At 43.1% G+C, this 19,965-nt stretch carries 20 protein-coding genes; 8 read left to right on the forward strand and 12 right to left on the reverse strand.

What is annotated here, in order from left to right; genetic code table 11:
• Positions 1 to 125 precede the first annotated feature (125 nt).
• Positions 126 to 320 carry a hypothetical protein gene (locus tag FN782_RS14880; protein ID WP_142506593.1) on the forward strand — a complete coding sequence of 65 codons (195 nt, stop codon included), beginning with the start codon at positions 126 to 128 and terminating at the stop codon, positions 318 to 320.
• Here FN782_RS14880 and FN782_RS14885 read toward each other — a convergent pair.
• The 6 genes from FN782_RS14885 to FN782_RS14910 all read right to left on the reverse strand — a co-directional run bounded on the left by FN782_RS14885 (position 311) and on the right by FN782_RS14910 (position 7,971).
• Complete coding sequence (locus FN782_RS14885) at positions 311 to 1,546, reverse strand: beta-ketoacyl synthase N-terminal-like domain-containing protein (RefSeq protein WP_142506594.1); 1,236 nt, start codon at positions 1,544 to 1,546, stop codon at positions 311 to 313. The two genes, FN782_RS14880 and FN782_RS14885, sit on opposite strands and share 10 nt — an antisense overlap.
• 548 nt (positions 1,547 to 2,094) lie before the next feature.
• A complete protein-coding gene (locus FN782_RS14890; RefSeq protein WP_142506595.1) occupies positions 2,095 to 2,349 on the reverse strand; it encodes an acyl carrier protein in 255 nt (84 codons plus the stop codon).
• 26 nt (positions 2,350 to 2,375) lie between these two features.
• On the reverse strand, positions 2,376 to 4,643 hold the full coding sequence (gene fabD / locus FN782_RS14895) for an ACP S-malonyltransferase (protein WP_142506596.1): 2,268 nt from the start codon (positions 4,641 to 4,643) through the stop codon (positions 2,376 to 2,378).
• Positions 4,640 to 5,548: a 4'-phosphopantetheinyl transferase family protein gene (locus FN782_RS14900; RefSeq protein WP_142506597.1), complete on the reverse strand. Its 909-nt coding sequence runs from the start codon at positions 5,546 to 5,548 to the stop codon at positions 4,640 to 4,642. The genes fabD and FN782_RS14900 overlap by 4 nt, the downstream gene beginning before the upstream one ends.
• Before the next feature lie 80 nt (positions 5,549 to 5,628).
• Positions 5,629 to 6,198 carry an antiterminator LoaP gene (gene loaP, locus FN782_RS14905; RefSeq protein WP_142506598.1) on the reverse strand — a complete coding sequence of 190 codons (570 nt, stop codon included), beginning with the start codon at positions 6,196 to 6,198 and terminating at the stop codon, positions 5,629 to 5,631.
• A 1,395-nt stretch (positions 6,199 to 7,593) separates the two neighbouring features.
• A complete protein-coding gene (locus tag FN782_RS14910) occupies positions 7,594 to 7,971 on the reverse strand; it encodes a winged helix-turn-helix transcriptional regulator (RefSeq protein WP_142506599.1) in 378 nt (125 codons plus the stop codon).
• A 144-nt stretch (positions 7,972 to 8,115) separates the two neighbouring features.
• Between FN782_RS14910 and FN782_RS14915 the strand changes: the two genes are divergently transcribed.
• On the forward strand, positions 8,116 to 8,634 hold the full coding sequence (locus tag FN782_RS14915; RefSeq protein ID WP_142506600.1) for a DJ-1/PfpI family protein: 519 nt from the start codon (positions 8,116 to 8,118) through the stop codon (positions 8,632 to 8,634).
• Positions 8,635 to 8,933: 299 nt separating this feature from the next.
• On the opposite strand, the gene FN782_RS14920 is transcribed toward FN782_RS14915, so the two are convergent.
• The gene (locus FN782_RS14920) at positions 8,934 to 9,344 is read right to left on the reverse strand and encodes a DUF2000 domain-containing protein (protein ID WP_142506601.1); all 411 of its coding nucleotides are present in this window, start codon (positions 9,342 to 9,344) and stop codon (positions 8,934 to 8,936) included.
• 182 nt (positions 9,345 to 9,526) lie between these two features.
• Here FN782_RS14920 and pdxR point away from each other — a divergent pair, with 182 nt between their 5' ends.
• Complete coding sequence (gene pdxR / locus FN782_RS14925; RefSeq protein ID WP_142506602.1) at positions 9,527 to 10,921, forward strand: MocR-like pyridoxine biosynthesis transcription factor PdxR; 1,395 nt, start codon at positions 9,527 to 9,529, stop codon at positions 10,919 to 10,921.
• Between the two features lie 179 nt (positions 10,922 to 11,100).
• On the opposite strand, the gene FN782_RS14930 is transcribed toward pdxR, so the two are convergent.
• Complete coding sequence (locus FN782_RS14930) at positions 11,101 to 11,535, reverse strand: DUF488 domain-containing protein (protein WP_185956349.1); 435 nt, start codon at positions 11,533 to 11,535, stop codon at positions 11,101 to 11,103.
• A gap of 433 nt (positions 11,536 to 11,968) precedes the next feature.
• Between FN782_RS14930 and FN782_RS17400 the strand changes: the two genes are divergently transcribed.
• Together FN782_RS17400 and FN782_RS17405 are read left to right on the forward strand one after the other, a co-directional pair.
• Entirely contained in the window at positions 11,969 to 12,298 is a 330-nt protein-coding gene (locus FN782_RS17400) for a DUF421 domain-containing protein (RefSeq protein WP_342778407.1), read from the forward strand.
• On the forward strand, positions 12,295 to 12,642 hold the full coding sequence (locus tag FN782_RS17405; RefSeq protein ID WP_342778408.1) for a DUF421 domain-containing protein: 348 nt from the start codon (positions 12,295 to 12,297) through the stop codon (positions 12,640 to 12,642). Before FN782_RS17400 ends, FN782_RS17405 begins: the two co-directional genes overlap by 4 nt.
• Positions 12,643 to 14,577: 1,935 nt before the next feature.
• On the opposite strand, the gene FN782_RS14940 is transcribed toward FN782_RS17405, so the two are convergent.
• Positions 14,578 to 15,243 carry a hypothetical protein gene (locus FN782_RS14940; RefSeq protein WP_142506604.1) on the reverse strand — a complete coding sequence of 222 codons (666 nt, stop codon included), beginning with the start codon at positions 15,241 to 15,243 and terminating at the stop codon, positions 14,578 to 14,580.
• Between the two features lie 520 nt (positions 15,244 to 15,763).
• Between FN782_RS14940 and FN782_RS16980 the strand changes: the two genes are divergently transcribed.
• Positions 15,764 to 15,928 carry a hypothetical protein gene (locus tag FN782_RS16980; protein WP_185956350.1) on the forward strand — a complete coding sequence of 55 codons (165 nt, stop codon included), beginning with the start codon at positions 15,764 to 15,766 and terminating at the stop codon, positions 15,926 to 15,928.
• A gap of 344 nt (positions 15,929 to 16,272) precedes the next feature.
• On the opposite strand, the gene FN782_RS14945 is transcribed toward FN782_RS16980, so the two are convergent.
• From FN782_RS14945 to FN782_RS14955, 3 genes are all read right to left on the reverse strand, one after another.
• Positions 16,273 to 16,509: a hypothetical protein gene (locus FN782_RS14945; RefSeq protein ID WP_142506605.1), complete on the reverse strand. Its 237-nt coding sequence runs from the start codon at positions 16,507 to 16,509 to the stop codon at positions 16,273 to 16,275.
• Between the two features lie 12 nt (positions 16,510 to 16,521).
• Positions 16,522 to 17,070: a hypothetical protein gene (locus FN782_RS14950; RefSeq protein ID WP_142506606.1), complete on the reverse strand. Its 549-nt coding sequence runs from the start codon at positions 17,068 to 17,070 to the stop codon at positions 16,522 to 16,524.
• Positions 17,071 to 17,492: 422 nt separating this feature from the next.
• Complete coding sequence (locus tag FN782_RS14955; protein ID WP_142506607.1) at positions 17,493 to 18,194, reverse strand: hypothetical protein; 702 nt, start codon at positions 18,192 to 18,194, stop codon at positions 17,493 to 17,495.
• 192 nt (positions 18,195 to 18,386) lie between these two features.
• Here FN782_RS14955 and FN782_RS14960 point away from each other — a divergent pair, with 192 nt between their 5' ends.
• Positions 18,387 to 18,680, forward strand: coding sequence for a helix-turn-helix domain-containing protein (locus FN782_RS14960; RefSeq protein WP_281285970.1), 294 nt, complete (start codon positions 18,387 to 18,389; stop codon positions 18,678 to 18,680).
• A gap of 1,032 nt (positions 18,681 to 19,712) precedes the next feature.
• Positions 19,713 to 19,965 (forward strand): IS200/IS605 family transposase (tnpA, locus tag FN782_RS14970; protein ID WP_246064980.1); only part of this gene is annotated, 253 nt, incomplete at its 3' end.

The raw sequence follows: 19,965 nt of genomic DNA on the forward strand, positions 1-19,965 counted from the left end.
ACGTCCAACGCCCGACATTAAAGCAAGCGGTTCCCACCACGCATTCATTGCTTGGATTCTGACTGATATCATTTCTATAGATGATACTGAGACTGCTAACAAAGAGAATAAGAGGGGGATATCCGGTGGAGCATCCTTTTCCGACAACTCAGCGGAACCGCTTTCGGTCCCAACCGTTTAGCGGATATTTTGTCCGCTGGTTGGGACCGGAGGGGGTGAAGCGGACTCCTTCCTCTTCTCTGCTGGAGGAAAGAGATGCAGAAACGGAAATCACCCCTTCACCACTTTGTCATGAACCTCGATATTATTCCTATAAATGATACGCATCCTTTTTTAAACAAACCGCGGTGTTGATGCCACCAAAGCCTATGCTCAAATTTAAGGCATGGCGGATACTTGTCGAGATCGCTTCGTTACCGACCCAGTGAAAGGACTCGTCCATAGGCTCATACAAATTCCGGGTGGGATGAAGACGTGACTCTCTCATTTGCAATAAAGTGGCGATCATTTCCACCATTCCCGCTGCACTCAACCCATGACCGGTGATCGATTTGGTTGCATTGATATAAGCATATGTGAGCCCGCAATCGGCAAGGGCATGAAGCTCCGTCTCATCACCGAGGAGAGAACCCGTACCATGGGGATTCACATAGTCAATATCGTCCGGAGACAACCCAGCCTGTTCCAGTGCTCCGCGGATCACATGAACTTCTCCCTCATAGGAAGGGTTGGGGTTTCGGTTTCCATCCATCTCCCAAGCCCATCCCGGAATGCTGGCATAGGACTCGGCTCCGCGTTTCATCGCTGTTTCCCTTCGCTCGATCACCACGGCTCCACAGTTTTCTCCATAAATAAATCCGTCCCGCTTCTTGTCAAAAGGACGGGAAGCCAAGGCAGGCTGATCCACATAACGATCCGTACCCATCGCCCCCAGAGCTCGAAAAGCCTGACACTCCATATAAGAAATGTCTGTCAATGCCCCCAGAGCGATGCAAATGTCCACCTGACCGGACAGAACGGCTTGGCTGGCCTGGATTACCGCCAATTGCCCGCTCGCCGATGCGCCTCCAACGGTACACGCCAACCCATGAATCCCAAACTGTTCTGTACACAGTGCACAAACGTCACTGTCCATAAACGAAAAGGCATAAGTCGGAGAAAGATAATGGGACCTGTCGCGATAAGCTTCATACGTTTGCAACAGTTCTCTTTGCTGAATGTTGGAACCACCCACAATCAGTCCAACCCGATCAGCCGCTGTATCGTACAACTTCGCCTCCTGCCATGCTTCATCAAGGGTAACCAAGGCCATATGGCTGGAAAAGGATGCCGTCCGGAGTTGTTTTTTCGAGAGATGATCCGGAGTGGAAAGTTCATCGATCTCAGCACCCAGAAAAGTGGTCCCTTTCTGCCTGCCCGGTCGTTTCATGATTCCGAAAGCATGCTTTCCCTGCATCAGCGCAGAGGAAAAGGCTGTTTTGCCTTGTCCGATGGCTGAAGTCACACCCAACCCTGTAATCAACAATTCAGACGGGCCTTGTCCCATATTGATTCCTCCTGTTAGAAGCGGACTATGATTAAAGTCTGCAAGGACCCATGGTGAATGTCCCCTCGCTTAATGGAAAATAAAACGAAGAAGCCTAATGCCATATGGATTAAGCTTCTTCGTTTTAAAAACGCATTCCTAACGGGGTTATGTCAACCATCATATACGCTTTGAGACTCCACACGCCTGATAACGTGGGATTCTTGGGTCGTTAGCGTCCGCAGTCCATTTCTGTTTTGGACAACGCCCAAGTTCAGGGCTGTCTCATCAGCCTGTCCCAAGCAGTTGGAAATGTACCCACATGGGCGGAACGCCTGTTACCTGCGTTCTGGTGCCTTTTCACTCACTCTTATGGTTTTACCCCAGCGGGAGAGATGGGTTCGCCGCTGGAACCCCATACCATAACGTTTTCAAGGAACGAACCCACTACCAAAGAAATGAGCACCGCTCATATGTTCGATTATACCAGGTGAGGTTGCTCTTACCATCCCCTGAAAGGGGATTCCGAGTAACGCCGCCTTTCATCCCACGATTAAAACTTTGAGCTTTCAGAACAAAGATTTCTGTAATCTTTGATAAAGCATTTCAGCCAATTCCCCGATGTTACGGACAGCTGACAATTCAGCAGGTGGGATTTGCAGATCTAGCGCCTCCAGTGTCATCATTACAATTTCGGCGCGATCGACAGAGTTGGCACCCAGATCCGTCAAACGGTCATGGGGAAGAAACTGATGGCTTACCAGTTCTGGAATCACTTCGCAGGAATGATTTTTTATAATATTGAAAATTTCGTCTCTTGTCATATCATTTTCCTCCCTGTAAGCTCAGTTTAAACAGCAGTAGCGGAAGACATGCTTTGAAAACGATCGGTCAACAGCCGTGCCGTCTCATTCATCAGATGAATCCCGATTTTATCCACATGCCTGTTTCTCCAGCTTTCCAACGCAGTACCCTTGACCCACTGGTTAAATGCCCCCAAAGCAGGTCCACAATGAATCTGATAATCGACTCTCGATTCTTCACTGCCGCTTAAAGCGAGAGAATTGCTGTAGTGAAAATACCATTTAAAGATTATGGCCATTTTTTGTTTGGGGTTACGTTCGGCTTTCTGTATCTCCTGTGGCGGATAATGGGCTTTTACCTCTTCATAAACCTGCTCAAAACTGCGTTTAAAATACTTTTCCTCGATCTGGTTTCGCACATTTTTGTCGATCTGATCCAGTGAATCATAGTGCCGATATAAATCAAACAGTTTATTGGCACGCGCCGGAAAAAACAATCCTTTTTTCAAAACCTGGACTTTGGCCCCCAGCTCAAACATGTCCCCTGCTGGAGCATATTCCGTATCCTGAACATCCATTTGCTGCAACAAATCTTTGACAGCATCACTGGTGTCTGCTTCCACCGTACATTGATTGATCGAACCGGTTAAGATATATGCCGCTCCCAAGGTAAAAGCAGCCGCTGCTGCTTCCGGTGACCCAATGCCGCCAGCTGCACCTACCCGAACTTCTTTTGCATAACTGTATTTTTCCATCGTACGATCCCGCAACTTCAAAATGGACGGTAGCAAAGCATAAGCTACCCCTCCATCTGTATGCCCTCCGGAATCCGCTTCAACGGTCAGGTCATCTGCCATCGGCACCTTTTTCAACAGATCCGCTTCCTGCAAACTGATCTTATTTTCTTTCAACAGCTTGTTAACAATCCGTTCCGGCGCAGGGCTGAGAAAACATTCCGCCACTTCAGGACGCGAGACTTTGGCGATAATCTTGTTGGAACACTTGATATGTCCATCCTGCTCCCGCACTAAACCTTTCGCCCGATAGATCACCAATGCAGGAGTGATATTCAGAAAGGCAGAGGCTTCCATAACGGGGACTCTGTGTTGCAACAATAAATGGACCAACTCTTCTTCCTTATGGGGTTTGTTCAATTGGTGTACTAGATTCACCCCGTAGGCTTCTCCTTGATTCAATTCTCTCTGTATATACAAAATGGCTTCTTCGACATCGCCTAACTTCAACCCTCCACTGCCGAAAAAGCCCATCATCCCTGCCTTGCCCACTTTCACAACCAGCTCTTTCGAAGCAATCCCCCGATACATGCCACCCGTGAGATAAGCATATTTCACGTTGTAATCCCGTTTGAATGCAACACTCCCCAATGGATTCTCGATCGTATCCGTTTGGGAGGTCACTGAGTGCTCCACAGCATCGGATGGTTGCGTTTTCTCGATCGTTAACGGTTCCGCTTCTCTTTGGATGCGACGAATCAAACCGGAGAGGACATTACCGGGACCCAACTCTTGGAAGTCCGTTTCTCCCTGCCCCATCAAGTATTGAATGCTTTCCGTCCATTTGACAGGATGAACCATTTGGTCGATGAGATGTTGTTTTACTTCCTCCCCATAGGGTCTGGCTTCAATGTTGGAGATGACCGGAATGGCTGGAGGCAACAACGTGATGGTATCCAAAAAAGAAGCGAATTCTGCTTTCACATCCTCCATATACCGGGAATGAAAGGCGCCACTTGTTTTTAACGGGATCACCATCTGTACCTTTTCCGTTTTCTCAAAAATTGTACGGGCCTGTTGAATATCTTCTGTGAGACCGGAAAGCACCACTTGGGTGGGTGAATTCAGATTGGCAATATCCAGACGATGCAGTCCATTTCGAGACAGTACTTCAGCAATCTCCGATTCTGTCAATCCAATGACTGCCGCCATACCCCCTCCAGAAGATTGCCCCATTAACTCCCCTCTTTTTTTCACCAATGTCAAACCTGTCTGAAAATCAAATACACCCGCTGCAAACAAAGCATTGTACTCACCCAGACTATGACCCGCCACATAATCGGGCTTTTCCCCAGTCTCTTTTATTTTTTTCAGATAATGAAAGGCATTGACTGTAAAGAGAGCAGGCTGAGTATACGGGGTGAAGGATAATTTCCCTTCCGGATCCTCCAGACATAATCGTTTAATGGAATAACCCAGCAGATCATCCGCTTGCCTGGTCAGTGTATCAAATTCATCAAATAATGCTCCTCCCATCCCTTTTTTCTGTGATCCCTGTCCGGGAAATACATAAACCGTCATTTAACTCCCTCCTTTTTGATCGCATCCTGGTTATCTTGGGAGATCAATCGTTCCAGATGCTGATGAACGCGCAGAAAATCTAGATCGATGTCAAACAGTTTGGGATAGGTGATTGAGCAGAGATAATTGTTTATTTGAAACGTGATAGACTGGTACTGGGAAAAGTAGGTATATGTACTGATAAATACGTTTTCCCTGGCTTCTATCTCTTGTATCTCCAACATCTCCAGGGGCATGGTAAACCCTGTCTTAACCGCTTTGGATAATGACTCCTTCAAGGTCCATAACATCCAGAAAGCCAGGTGGGATGAATGGGGCAACCGGAAGACCAAGTTTTTTTCATGGTCCGTACAATGCTCCTGTAAGATTCGAATCGATTTTTGGTCCATTTTTTCTATGTCGATCCCCAGCATTATCTTCTCAGGATAGGAAACGGATAATCCCAGGTGATCGCAATGGGAAATACTGACCTGGACATTGTGAATGGATGGCCCGCTTACGATGGGTTGATGAAATATCCCATTTTGAATATGAATCTTGTCCCAGTCCTGTATCCCAGTCATGGCGGAAACGGTACTTTTAGCCGATAGCCTCCCCAGCAAATAACTGCGTTTTCTTCTCTCATAAGCATAGGAATCCAGTCGGGAGCGTTCCGCATCGTGCAGATAGGACTCATAGTGCTCGGAATTCAGGGATTGGTAGGAAGCCAGGTAACAAGCTCCCAAAAAAAGGGGAATCGACTCGTTTGGTCGCTTCAGCGAAAAATCGATCGTCGTATGATAGAAGATAGGCTGATTCTCCTTTCTGTACAAAACCCATTCAGCCAATGTCCATCCACAAATATAGGATGGAGAAAGGGGATGGCCCATTGGACATAGCTTCGCCCAGTCATCTGTACGGTACATACACACTACCAAACAAAAGCGCTTATAACCTCAGAGTTCCAGCAACGTGCCGCAACATCGATTGCATTCACCCTGATTTTTTATGTTTCATATACTTTTAACAATTTAATACCGACATCCAACTCTTTTTCATTTCCCATAAACTCCAGGAGAATACGGGCTCTTTTCTTGCGCTTGTCCACTTTTTTTATAATGCCTTCTTTTCCTTTTAATGGCCCATCGCAGACGGTTACTTTGGCATTTTCCACATAAAGCGTCGAATAGTCGATAGTTTCCTCATTGCCGATCAATTGTAAGATCAAAGCCATTTCTTCGTCATCAATTTTGGAGAATAGATAGGTTTTGTGGGGATTTTTCCTGTTATCTTCCCAATCGCCCCCATAACTGTCACGATGGTTATATTTATTTAGAAGTCGATAGCATCTCGGTATTTGCTTTAAATCATGGTAAGTTTCTACATTCATCAGAGTATTCACAAAAAGATACCCAGGAAACAGCGTTTTATATACTTCGTAAATACGTCCCTGTTTTCGTTCTTGCAGTTTTCGCTTCGGTACGATTACTTGGATGGATTTATCGAAATGCTTATCAATCATCGTTCGAACCAAATCTTCCTTACCCGTTTCGACAAACAGTGCATACCAACCCAATGTCGCTGATCACCCCTTTTGCGTTCGCTAAAGATACCATGTTTTCAGTTTGTCAATTCAGTAACATCAGCATGAAATGTACTCGGAAGCGGACGCGTTCTGCGATCGAACCGCTTCACACGCATAGATGATCAGGACTCCATCAGCTGGCAATAGACCGGGTTTCACAGGCTCCCATCCACTTCTCCATCTGAAACAACGAAAAACCTAGTAAACAGTTTGGTGACAAATGGATCAGGGTTACATATCATCAGGATTCACAACGGATTAAGGTGAACCTTTCGTAAACGGATGATGGGAAAGCCATAAGACACATCCAAGTCTAAACTTCGTTCAATGACAGCTCCAAATTATTCCTAGAAATTATATCACAATAAAATATAATTTTTCAATCTCTTCTTTTGTGAAACTATCCAGAATTAACATATATTTAATAAAATGCCCAAGCCCAGCATCATCCGTATCACCCCCTGCATCTCCCAAAATCAAATAAACAGAAGTACTCTCAAGACTCCCCTCCCGCCTTTTTGATTCTACACAGATGCCAAATTCACTGTAACGTATGTCGTTTTGTTTTTTATAGGAATAAAGAATAAAATCATTTTTTTAATAAATTTTCTAGTTGCAAACCATTTTCTTCGATAACCGAAAATTTCTATTAACATCAGAATTAGGGGGTGATGAAATTGAATGGATCATTGGTGTCTAGACCTCCATCTGCTTGACCCAGCCCTTACAGATCTCCATCATCGTCGGAACGGGAACTAAATATCACTATTGGCGCTCGTTCAAGTCACCTTTTTCATAGGCTATCTCATAACCGGTTGGTTGATCCAACCATCTGGAAACATTCCATGGGAACAGCTACTACATCACGGTGTTTTAGGTTGGATCGCCATATTTCCTTTAGCCGCCTTACAACTGTGGATTTCCCAAAGCGTCAAAATCTTTGGCAAATCACTCATCCTCCATGTCTCTTTCGTTTTACCCAATGTCATTGTGGTTGGTTTGGTTTCCCATATTGCAGCTTGGTTGCCATATTCCCCGCCCTATTTCGCCATGTACCCCCAAGGCTTCCCCCTTTCCCCTCGCCTCAATCCAATGCCATTTTGGTTTATCGTAGGATTCACATTTGTTCTCTATCTATTTGTAGGATGGCGGTCATTTGGAAAACGGGAGTGGAATTAGCTTGAGGGGGATCTAAATGATCGTAACCAATTACAACTTCAACAGAGGGATCGGCAAACCATTGTAAAGAACAATGGATTACAAAAGCACCTTCATTTCTTTGAAGGTGCTTTCTACGAGATGATGCAAAGTTTCGTAAATGACGGATACTCCTTTTAACTCCTTCAAGGGAGGAGAAACCATTCCACAAAAGCAGTCAACCATCACTTATGAAGACTGGATTTCCTGTTTGATCTGTTCCATTCGTTTTTTCCCCCACTCATACATCATTTCCACGATGGGGAGCAAGGTCATGCCCAGTTCGGTCATAGAGTATTCCACTTTTGGAGGCACTTCCGGGTAGACTTCCCGATGGACGATTCCATCTTCCATGAGTTCACGCAATTGATTGGTCAATATTTTATGGGATATCTTCGGAAAAAGCCGTTGCAGATCGCTGAAACGATGCGGTCCTTCGACACCCAGGTGCCATAAAATCACCACTTTCCATTTTCCACTGATAATGGATAAAGTGAGTTCTTTTTCACAGTGGAAATCGCCGTTGATAATCTTTTGCTTGATTTCTTCACGCAGTGGGTCGGACATAAGCGTTTTCACCTCCGATTTTTCTTAAAGTAACCATTTGGTAACCTCCGCACAAAAAAGTGCATTCTTCACAGAATCCATACCCGCTTTTACAATGGGTAATGTCCGTAAAACAATGATTTTCAACGTTAAGGAGGGGCTATTATGAGTAAAAAGGCGTTATTGATCATCCCCCCGGATCGGTTTAATGAAGATGAGTTATTTCTTCCTAAAGAAGAGTTGGAACGTGCAGGAATCGATGTAACGATCGCAAGTACAAAAACTGGAGAAATCACCGGGGATTATGAAGGAAAGGCCCATGCTGAAGTCATCTTTTCGGATGTTTCAGCGGATGACTACGATGTAATTGCTGTGATCGGCGGTTCTGGAACGATTGATCATCTATGGGGAAATCAGGAATTGATCCGTTACCTGAAACAGGCTTACCAGCAAAAAATCCTTGTGAGCGGAATCTGTGCCGGCTCCGTCTCCGTGGCGAAAACAGGCTTACTTTCAAGGCGCAAAGCCACATGCTATCCAGTCGATGTTATGATTGACGAATTAAAGGCAAACAACGTCGAATATGTAGCCCAAGACGTAGTCGCTCATGATGATATTATCACAAGTAATGGTCCCGATGGTGCCAAAGCCTTCGGAAAAGCCTTGGTTCAGGCTTTAAGCTAACGTTAGGTTAGATCGCTGAACAAAACACACATTGCGGTAGAGCGCAAAGGAACCCGCCACCTTTCAGGAAGGGCGGGTTCTTTTTCAATATGGATGCACCACATCACAGCCAAACCCCACACCAAGGTTGAGGATTGCTCCACAGTCGCGTATCCCCTTTTATAGAGGTTGTATCCATTAACACAGGTCTATTTTATCATATCCATGTCATATGTCAGAAAGCACCCTCAATAAATGAGCGTGCTTTCTTTTTCAATTCACTATTTCTTTTTTACAGAGGTTTCATCCCCCACTGTTGGCTATCGTAAGAGCCCCAGACTGCCCGTCAACTTGTTTACTTTTCTCTTCTCCCCATAGATGGCGATTCCCAAGTATTCCAGATCATCCTGTGCGCATTGAGCCATTTTATGGATGTAGTCCTCGTAATTCTTGGTTGTTTGTGCCGCATTGGAAAAATCGACTAACAGCAAATCTGGATGCTCTGCACCAATCGTATCCCTCAGCGCTTTGATGTTACTTTTATCTCCCTTCAAAATGGGGATCGGCATGGTGGTAATCCCTTCATGGATCGTTCCCGTGACATCGATGACCTCCGGTCCAATGATTCCCTCCACCTTTTTGCCCAGCGTTAATGCTAAAACCGCTGCGGTGTTGGCGATTAAACCCATCGGCAATTCTGAATCGATCACCATTACGCATTTTCTTTCCATTTCAAACCCTCCATTTACAATTCCATCAAAATAAGACCAAACGTATTCCCCCACACTCCTCTCTCCATTACAGGAATGTTATAAGAGGTAGCGTTTATCCCATACTTTACCCATAATGAAATGGATGGAAAAGAACCAATTAAACCGTATTTTTGAAATACCAATTTTAAAGGAAGGATGTTATGCTCTGGATTCCGATTGACCGTTCCCTAGACATTTCCTTGAAACGGCAAGTCTATGGGCAAATTCGCACACGCATCTTACAGGGAGCGTTAAACGCAGGGGATCGACTTCCTCCCAGCCGGGAGTTGGCCAAGCAATTAAATGTATCCAGAAATGTAGTGGTGGAAGCGTATGAACAATTGTTTGTGGAGGGATATGTGGAAGGAAAGCAGGGTTCAGGAACATATGTTGCTCAAGGAGCATATCTCGAACAGAACCGCAAGAAAAGACCCATCTCACTTTTGGAGATCGAACAGAAAAACGAAGCGGACGATGATATCATTGATTTCCGTTCAGGCATCCCCGCTTTAAACCGGTTTCCCAAAAAAGAATGGGGCAAACTGGTCAAAGAGGTATGTGAAGAAGCGACGGATGCCACTTTTGGCTATGACAATCCGGAAGGACGCTATGAACTTCGACATGTTTTATCCCGTTATTTAAAAAGAACACGAGGCGTTCATTGTCATCCCGATCAGCTGGTGATCACCTCTGGAGCGACACAGGCCTTATCCCTCATCGCCAACCTGCTACTAACCCCCGATGAAAAGGTGATCATAGAAGATCCTATTACTCACGACATTCAAACTATATTTTCCTCAACCGGTGCAACCCTCGATCCCATCCCTGTGGATCAGCATGGAATGCGGACCGATCTACTACCGATGCAGCAAAAACCGGGATTTGTATTTGTGACACCGTCCCACCAATTCCCTTTGGGAGGAATCTTGCCGATTCAGCGTCGGATTCAACTGATTCAGTTCGCGCGAACATGGGATACCTATCTCGTTGAAGATGACTATGACAGTGAATTTCGGTATGGCGGAGAACCGGTCAGTTCCCTCCAGGGCTTGGACCCGGAAAGAGTGATCTACATCGGAACGTTTAGTAAAATCCTTTCTCCTGTTCTGCGGATGGGATATCTGATACTCCCTCCCGCTCTCACTCAACGCTGCCGGCAACTAAAGTGGTATCTGGATCTGCATACTCCATCGTTGGAACAGAAAGCACTGGCCCGATTTATATACAATGGAAGCCTGGACCGCCATATTCGGAAAATGCGCAAGCTATACCTTCGACGAAAAGAATTCTTATCTTCTTGTCTCAAAGAAGCATTCGCAGACCAAGTGTCCATTTCTGGAGATTCAACGGGTCTCCATATGATTGCAGAGTTTAATATGATGTTTGATGAAGCACTGGTGAGACGTATTTACCAACATGGAGTAAACATATATCCCGTTGAGCACCATGCCATCCAGAAAGGCCGTCACGGAAATAAAATGATTCTGGGTTACGGTAATCTCACTGAGAAACAGATTCAAGAAGGGGTTTACCGATTAAAACAAGCGCTAACTTAATCCCATTTTGAGACTATATAGCCTGCTAATATCTGTTCTGAACTCAGCGGGCTTTTTCTTTTAACTTTTTCGCCAGACCACATCCCATTCTGATAGCCCTTGATAGATCCGCAACAAATCCTTTCCCCCAAAAAATAATGAGCCCTCAAACGGATGGCTCAAAATCCTCCCTAAATTCTCTATAAATGTTCAACCCTCACTTTGCCAGGATGAATTTTTTTCAACCGCTCCACCAGTACACTTCGGTGACACTGCCGATAGTCCTTTTCAAAACACATGAGACAGGCCTTTTCATGCTCCATAACCGTCACCAGTTCATGAAGCCGCTTCTCCTGTTTGTCTAAATGCCGGTTGTATTGCGCAAAAAACGAAACATAATCCCGATCACGCTTCAACTTTCTTCGAACTTCCGGTGGTGTCCCTAAGCCTCTTTCATGTCGGTAACGGATATGGTTTGCTTCCAGGCGGTTTTTAAGAACCGTTTTGGAAAATCCCTTTTTTCGACTCATCGCTCTCTCCCGAACATCAATCAAAACAGTAACGCCTGCGTCCTTCAATTTCCCGATCCATTGATCGATGCGCTCTCCCTCATAGCCAACCGTATAAAGATCCATGAATATCTCAACCTTTCTCCACATCAAAATACAACTTATATGGCTGGAACTATCCATCCAGAACCCTGCCCCATCGGCCCTCCCGTTCCTCAGAGAAACGGAGTCTGACCCATCCTCTACAAATAGAAAGCCGCAACTGACACAGTTTAACTTTTTACAAAAAAGGTCCAACTCCTCCGCGATCTCTTAATTTTTACATATCGATATGCAAACGCGTTCCATATTGATAAATATAAGCCTTGGGCGCTTAGGTGTATTGCAACAAAGCTCAAAGGACTCTCCCACCGACCATACAACCGAATTACCAAATCTGTATAGAAACGTTTGGTTGATGTGGCTGTTGGGGATCTTCTCTGTAACTCAGCTATTGGTTTAATCCGGCTTTTTTTGTCGAAACTCAATAATAACCTGAAGAAAGTGGGGAGCTCTTGTTATGGTCCACTTTACTATCGAGTTGATCATCGGGTTTGTTGGTATTTTCCTTATCGTCAAAATCCTAGGTAAGACCCAAATTAGCCAAATTACCCCTTTCTTTTTCATTTCTGCTCTGGTGTTGGGGGAGTTGCTAGGCAATGCGGTTTATGAAAAAGATGTAGGCCTTTTGAATATATTGTATGCACTTGGACTATGGGGCTTTATGATGATTATTGTTGAAAAAATAAGTGATCGTTATCTCAAAACCAGAAAGTTTTTAGAGGGCAGTCCCTCCATCATCGTCCGAAATGGAATCCCAGACCGGAAAGAGATGAAAAAAACAAATTGAACCTGAACCAATTGCAAAGCCTTCTTCGGCAAAAAAACGTCTTTTCCATTCGGGAAGTAGCCTACGCCATTTTGGAAGCAGACGGAACATTAACGGTCCTTAAAAAATGGAACGACTCCCCTCCTACTCGGTCTGATCTGAAGCTTACGCCGCAGCCCGTTCATCTTCCAGTAACGTTGATCATTGATGGAAAAATTCAACGGGACAATCTCTCGGAAATCGGCTGGACGGAAGATCGGCTCCGTAAAGAACTGAAAACTTGGGGAGTACAGCAAGCTATAGAGGTGTTTTTTGCTGAATGGATGGAAAGAGATGGGCTGTATGTCATTCCGATGAAACCATGAAGCCAACACTGAACTCCCCACCAATGGGGGACTTTTAAGCTTTCCTTTGTGAAATATTCCGAAATCCAAGTGAATATAAGAAGAACTATATATAGCGATGATTCCCACGGGCGCGTATGACCTATATGGATCACGTGCTAACTACAGTATCTTTAAACGACCACTTGGAGAGCGTTTTTTTATATCTATTGAAAATAGTGGAAAGATAGGGCGCTATCCGCCAGTCAATGCCCATACATGTAACAGATGCCATTCCAATGCACACTCGCGCAAAAACCATAGGAATCCATGGGTAGAAAGACCATCCCCGCCAATCATCGAGTGCCACTTGGTATCATTCGGTTCCGTTGGCCTTTACCGGATTCTTGGCGAGCTCCATTGCAATAAGGCGGGTCCATTATGACTGCATTCAAAATTTCTCACGGCAGGTTTGGCATTTGTTATAAACAAAAGTATTTTGTTTTATTAAACGGTGATTCCAATCTATTAAGTCCTCCCATGTGGGATGGGATAATTAAAGAGTTTCTAGGGTACAATTCGAAATGCCTTAAATAGGCTTCAATCAGAAAATATAATTGACATCCCCCCGGAGTGGTGCTTTCGTTCGATCTCCTTCCCTAAAAACAAGAATCGGTTCACCCTCTTAAACTCCCAATGACTAAAGGGTTTGGTGTAAAAAACCGGATGTTTATTCGATAATGGAATCCCAAGGCCTTTCTACCCTTATAAGACATATCGAGCAACCTTCTATACGATATATAGTCTAAAGACACTAAAGGTAAGGAAACTCTTTTTGAATAGAGTCGAATCATCTTAAATGCTTCATTACATGAATTTACTTATAAAAAGGCTCGGTTACAGGACTTCTTTGCTAATGAAGAGAAAACATTTATTCGATGACAGACCAAAATATTAAAACCCCTCTTGCTAACGCCTAAATATGTTTAAGCAAAGAGGGTGTAATAAGCCAAGGTATATAGCTCTATAGACATGAGTTTTCACAGATAGCCTGCTATTTTACACAATCTTTAGTCTAGTCTACACTTCTACTACATGGTAAAATATTCATAGGCAAGAGAGGACGGAAAAGCCTCACCGCCTGGGCCGAGTTTACGGCAAAGGGGGTGAGGCGTATGGAATGGTTACATGCCATTGCGGCAATTGTCGTCGCACTTGTGACCATTGCTCGCTTCTTCCTAGAGTGGCATGATCGCCGCCAGGGATAAGTAGCTTGTCCCGTGCTAACTACAGTAGCTTTAAACGATCACTTAGAGGGCTTGATTCTACATCCATTGAAAATACTGAGGTTACAGAGTCAATTTCGAGCACCTTATTTTTTATGCCAAAACGGGCATTAAAGTCACCTGAAAAATACCACAGAAAAAAGGGTGATCCTATTGAAATCAAGGGTTTCGAGCAACTCAGGAGTTTTTTGTCATCTGGAGGCGCTCGTATCCTAGAAAGACATATAACAAGAAGATCCTGCCAGCTGGACAAGATCTTCTTGATCTAAGTGATCTTAAAGCTATGTAATCCTGTGGGTGGATGAATTTTTGTCCATCCATAGCACACACACAGTATTCTTTGCCCTATAGGCCTCATTTATACTATCATTCTCTATAAATTTAGTCAATAATTTTACCAGGGTTATTCTGTTCAAATTATTCAGTCTTCCTCCCTGATTTTCCCCACCTCTCCCGGAATGCTATCTTCAATCCATTTTCCACCTCCACTCTAGAATAAAAAAAGGGTGAGATAGGCAATGCACACCTCCCCCTTAATGGTTAACCTGCTTTTCTTTCTTCCTCTAGCTTCTTTAGTACTATTTTCGCTACTTTTTCCGTACAGTTAGCTACTTTTCAATTCCTTTATTTCTGGAAGCTGTCCTTCCTCTCTCCATATGCGACGAGCAACTTCCTCGGTATGCTCTTTTTTTTATTCAGCCGCTACACTTTTTGCTGGACTTTCTGTGCACTTAGCTTCCTGTATCAACCGCTTTCTTCCTGGAGGCTCCCCTTCTTTTTTCCAAATACGAAGGCCAATATCCCTGACCCGTTTCTTTTCTAGTCGTTTTTCCGAGAGAGTGGTAGGGTTATTATTTTTCTTTTTCTCCACTTTTTGTTCGTTTTCCGTTTCCACCTCTGTACCCATGCTCTCAATTTGGTTATCGGTCTGTATGTTGCTCACCTGAGCTATTTCCACTTTCTTTTTTTGTACATCTTGCACGGTTACTTCTTGTGAAACTCCCTCCTGGAGAATTGGTTCATTACATTTCTTAGTTGCTTCCTCTATGGGTTGTTCACTGCTTGTTAAGGAAATTTCCTCTTGGGCTGGCTGTAACTCGTCTGGCTGAGTGTTTTCTTTCTGGATTGGTTGCTCCCCATTTGCCTGACTGCTGCCTACCTCGTCTGTTTTTTGGATTCCAGAGGAGCTGAACAGTGTTCGGTTCACCACCATCCAGAAAAGTAGCAATTCAATCGAAACAAGTGCTGTAGGAGTCGACAGTCCGGATATGAGTGATTCCCATCCCAGAGGTGATATCTCCCCCCCATTGGCCGGTAACCAACGAGATCCATTGGTCGCCCATTGACGCCCGAACATTTGCCCATCCTGTCATAGCTAAGCCAAAGACAAAGCAAAACCATACTCGTAAGCCAATATCGACTCTTTTCATTATCCCTATAGATACAACGATGTTAGCTAGCGCAAAAACGGTGTCAAAAGCGATCACCGCAACATGGGCAAACCACTTCGGAAAATGCCCAACCTGAGAGAAAAGCTCCCAAGCGTGGAAGTATGATATGGCCATGTTACACCCGAAAACAATGTAAGCTCCTACTACAACTAGATGATAGAGCTGGACTTTTTGGTACCATCGGGTTGGACGGTCTGCGGTCTTCATTTTTTCCCCATCCTCCTTATGCCGTATTCTTTTCCAGCGATAAACAGCAAGAACATAAGGTTGTCTTTTTGGTCCGCTTGCCTTGTGGAGCATTGGCAGTACCTGTGCTGGATTGCTCTCTTGATTACCTTATGTTATCATATTAACATGTTAACATAAGGATTGCAAGGGTTTAGATTAAAAAGTCTACATGTTAACATGTTTTAAGGAGGGATACAGATGAGTAAACGTGTCATGATTGGTATACGAGTGGATGAAGAGGTTAAGCGAGATTTCATGAAATGGTGTATCGATAACGGAACCAGTATCCAACAAGAACTGGAAAGCCATATTTTGAACAGAGTTGGTGAAAATCTAAAAGAAGATTCACCGCATAAGAAATAAAGATGAACATGAAAACAGCCTGTTAAGGGAAACCTGACAGGCTGTTTTACCTTTAACTTTGCAATTTCACTTCATTCCAGTGGAGCGTGATGAGTGAGTCGAGTGAATGAAATGAGGGAGACGAAGGAAAGAAGGGCTCCTAAAAGAGCCGTCTTCATTAGAATAAACGCATGTTTTCTTAATTTAAGAAGCCGGAAGTGATTCGCAGGGAAGCCCGTCCTTGTCAGGGTCTAATCGATACGGTTGCCGTATGGCTTCTTTAATTCAACCTTTGAGGCAACAAAACAACCCCATCTTTTTTAACGGGGTTGTTTTGTTCGCCCTAATTATGTAGGATTTTGAATCTATTTATCTCCTTTTTTGCTATTTATCTCTTGTTCTACTTTCTGGACGGCTTTCATTTGGGTAACCCAGAAAATACTTACCAACATATAGTAAATCCCTACAATCCCTAAAGCTTCATTTATATTCTCCCATAAAGGCTTTGACAGAACAAAATGTCCCCAAAGAGTAAACACAGCAACAAACAGGTAAGGCATTACTATATGAGTCATTACAAATAAACGTTTATTAATATTCATAGTTTCATCATCCTATTTCAAGCTACATTTACTACCATAATAAATGAGAGTAGCTGCTAACCCCGCAGCATTTGAACCTACAATGAACCTCGCCAATAATTTAGCTGCTTCGTGGTAAGCTTTTTTCTTAAGATATGCATAAAATCCTCCTTCAATTGCCGCAGTAATAATCCCTACACCAAAATTATCTGCTAAAGCCTCTATCACACATTTCGCCCACACATTATCTGCAGGGCGACCTGGTATTTTTATGAATTGAGGTTTAGTTTTCATTGAATTTACTGTTAAGGATTTATCTACTGTTAAGGATTTTAGTTCATTTGCAAATTTAGTTCCAAATCTATTTTCTATTTTATCAAAATCATATGTTCGCTCTCCATTTTTTACTACTAATGCTTCTTCCACTAAAAATTCAATCTGATCAGCTAATACTTGTATTTTTTGCTCATTTGTAATTTTTGAATTACTTGCAAAGGCTTGCTTCGGAAAGCCAAAAGAAATAAAAATAGCAAGCGTTAACATATAAATAATAGTACATTTTACTGTTTTGTTTATTACCATTAATACAAACACCCCTTATATTAATTGATAAAACACGAAATAGACAGATAGTCAGATTTGTCTCTAATAAATTTAATATTACCCCTTTCAAAAATTTTTTATCTAATTAAGATGATACATGTCATTGAACAAAATGTAAATAGTATATATATATTTAGTTGATTACATGTAATTTCCGAATTTATTTATCCGTTTTTCTTTTCCCCCTAGCTTTTACCTCCCCATGACCTTCTAAGCTCTGGTTTTGTTTCAAAGCCGTTCACTGGAGTGCTACTTCCGGTCCCGCGAGTGGCGGGTTGATACGAGCAGAGCGTGATGAGTGAGTCGAGTGAATAAAATGAAGGAGATGAATGAAGGAAGGGCTCCGAGAGTATCAAGTCGGGAACCGACGGGTTTTATTTTTCTATTATAATGAAAGGGATTCAGGTGATTTTGGATTCAAAGTTGCTTAGGGTATCATTTAGGGTGTTGTTTGGGGTATTTGACAGAATGTTCTGTTCCTCTCCAATCAGGCAAAAATGCATCTCAGGGAAAAAGAAATTTCCTTTAGCCCGCTTCGCTTTTTCTTGAATACTCTTGACTCTCTCTGATCGTTTCACTTTCTCCCAACACTTTTGGATGTTTTCAATTCGACTTGGACTCGCAGCGACCCATATGATTGGGTCTTTGTTTTGGATGGGTCCCAAAGTCTCAATGTATTGAACCAACTTATCTTCAATGGTCGTCCCCCTCTTGGAAGGGTCTTTCTTCTTTTCGTCATTTTCGATTGTTTTCGTACTGTTATCAAACTCCAACCAAGATGCTCTTTCACGGATTTGGATGCAAGCATCCGGATATGCCAATTTGTTCTGTCGTTCCTGACGCTCCTTCTCTTTTCCCTCCCCATACGTTTTCTTCAGTATGGGTCTCCAAGGAGCCAACAGAATATAAGCTGTTTCCCCTTGGTTCCACCAATTCAGGTATTCCAGAACTCTCATACGTGCCAGATGTTGTTTATTTTCTGGGAGCTTTTCCATCTCTTCCGCTGTTAATCGACGAAGGGTTCTTACCAGAATATCATTTACCCCATAATAGTGTGTTCGCTGCACTCCAAACAGCCGCTTGTATTGGATCGGATAACCCATGGTTGTTTTTTCACTAGCTTCACTCTTTCTTCTCCCTTCTTTTCGAGTTAATTTGATATGATAGGTTTAACCAACCGATATCTCGTGAATGGTTCTGTTTTGTTCCGTTATGTCACAATTGTTTTCAAAAAAACTCGCATCAAAACTAACATTAAGTGTTTTTGCTATGTTAACCATCTGTTTTAGATTTGGATTCCTAACACCTCAGCTAAGTACGAAAAAAGCAAACGTGAACCAGACTATGTGACTTTAAAAAAAATAGCTGACTACTTTGATGTTAGTGTAGACTATATTTTAGGTCACAAGGTATCCAATATTGAGGCCGAAGAAAAATTTGATCTTAAAGAGTTTTTAGAGAAAAACGAAACTGCCCACTGGGGCGGAGTCCCTTTAAATGATGAACTAAGAGAATATTTCTCTGACCTTTTAGAAACCGTCATAAAGCGAGAAGAAGCCAAAAAAAATCAAGGTCAGACCCTTGATTAGATTGCTATATCTGCAACCTGTGTTTTATTTTTCGCAAACACGCTCTATACTCTTGCGTGGTTATCTTTCCAGAAGCATAAAGTTTTTTACAGAATGTTTTCATATCATACCCTCTATGTTGAAATCCAACCGCTTGTGATGTTTGTAGTATCAAAATTTCCAAATTTGTGTTTGTATCATTCTTTTCTTTGGTAATACTATATGTACTACCAAAGAAACTAGATGGAATGGATGAAATACTGTATTTACTTCTTTTTTTTGTATAACCATCCGTAACCACCGGATGGTTATATAATTTACTTAAATACATTTCCCCTTAATCAGAACAAATGTTCGTATTTAATTTTAACCGTTTATATCCGTTTATATCTTTCTTTGCAAGTTCATTCAAAAATACAAATAAACTTTTTAAACCTTTAGACATGAGTTTTCACAGATAGCCTGCTATTTTAACAATCTTTAGTCTAGTCTATACTTCTACTACATGGTAAAATATTCATAGGCAAGAGAGGACGGAAAAGCCTCACCGCCTGGGCCGAGTTTACGGCAAAGGGGGTGAGGCGTATGGAATGGCTACATGCTTTAGCAGCGGTGACCACCGCTCTCATAGCCGTTGCACGCTTCTTCCGAGATGGACGGGATCACCGTTCAAAACGGAAAAAGCGACGTTGACCCTCTGACTTGGGCTAGCCAAATTAAAAGCCGTAAGTAAAGCGTCACCTTTACCTACGGCTACAGGCCCACGGTGGGGCAACCCTTACGACGTTCTCTCTTGCCTTTATTATATACGTTTCATACGAGGATATGCAACTTAAAAGCTTACAGGTGACAAACCATTATAACTTTTATATATCTTTGCGAGCGAGAAAACCCCTAGCTTTAGCTATGGGGATGAAAGCGAGCGTCAGGCGAGGGAGGGGTGTTTTTTTACCCCTCTCGCAAGCCTGACCCTCTTTTGCTCTCTTTTTTTACACCTGTTTAATTAGATATATTGAATCTATATAATATTCGTTGTAAAATTGGCAATAGGTGATGAATTTGAGAACCGTTCAAAGTAAGCGAAATGTCGTGTACGACTGCAAGTATCATGTAGTTTTTTGTCCCAAGTATCGACGAAAAGTGCTGGTTTCGCCTGTAAGTGATCGGCTGAAAGAGCTGTTCGCAGAAAAAGCAAGAGAGCTGGAAGTTATGATTTCCAGTATGGAAATCATGCCCGATCATGTGCATTTACTCATACAGTGTGATCCGCAGTTTGGGATACACAGGGCAGTTAAACATCTCAAAG

Origin of the sequence: Melghirimyces algeriensis (assembly GCF_900182565.1) — a bacterium.
In the GTDB taxonomy this organism is placed as follows: Bacteria; Bacillota; Bacilli; order Thermoactinomycetales; family DSM-45169; genus Melghirimyces; species Melghirimyces algeriensis.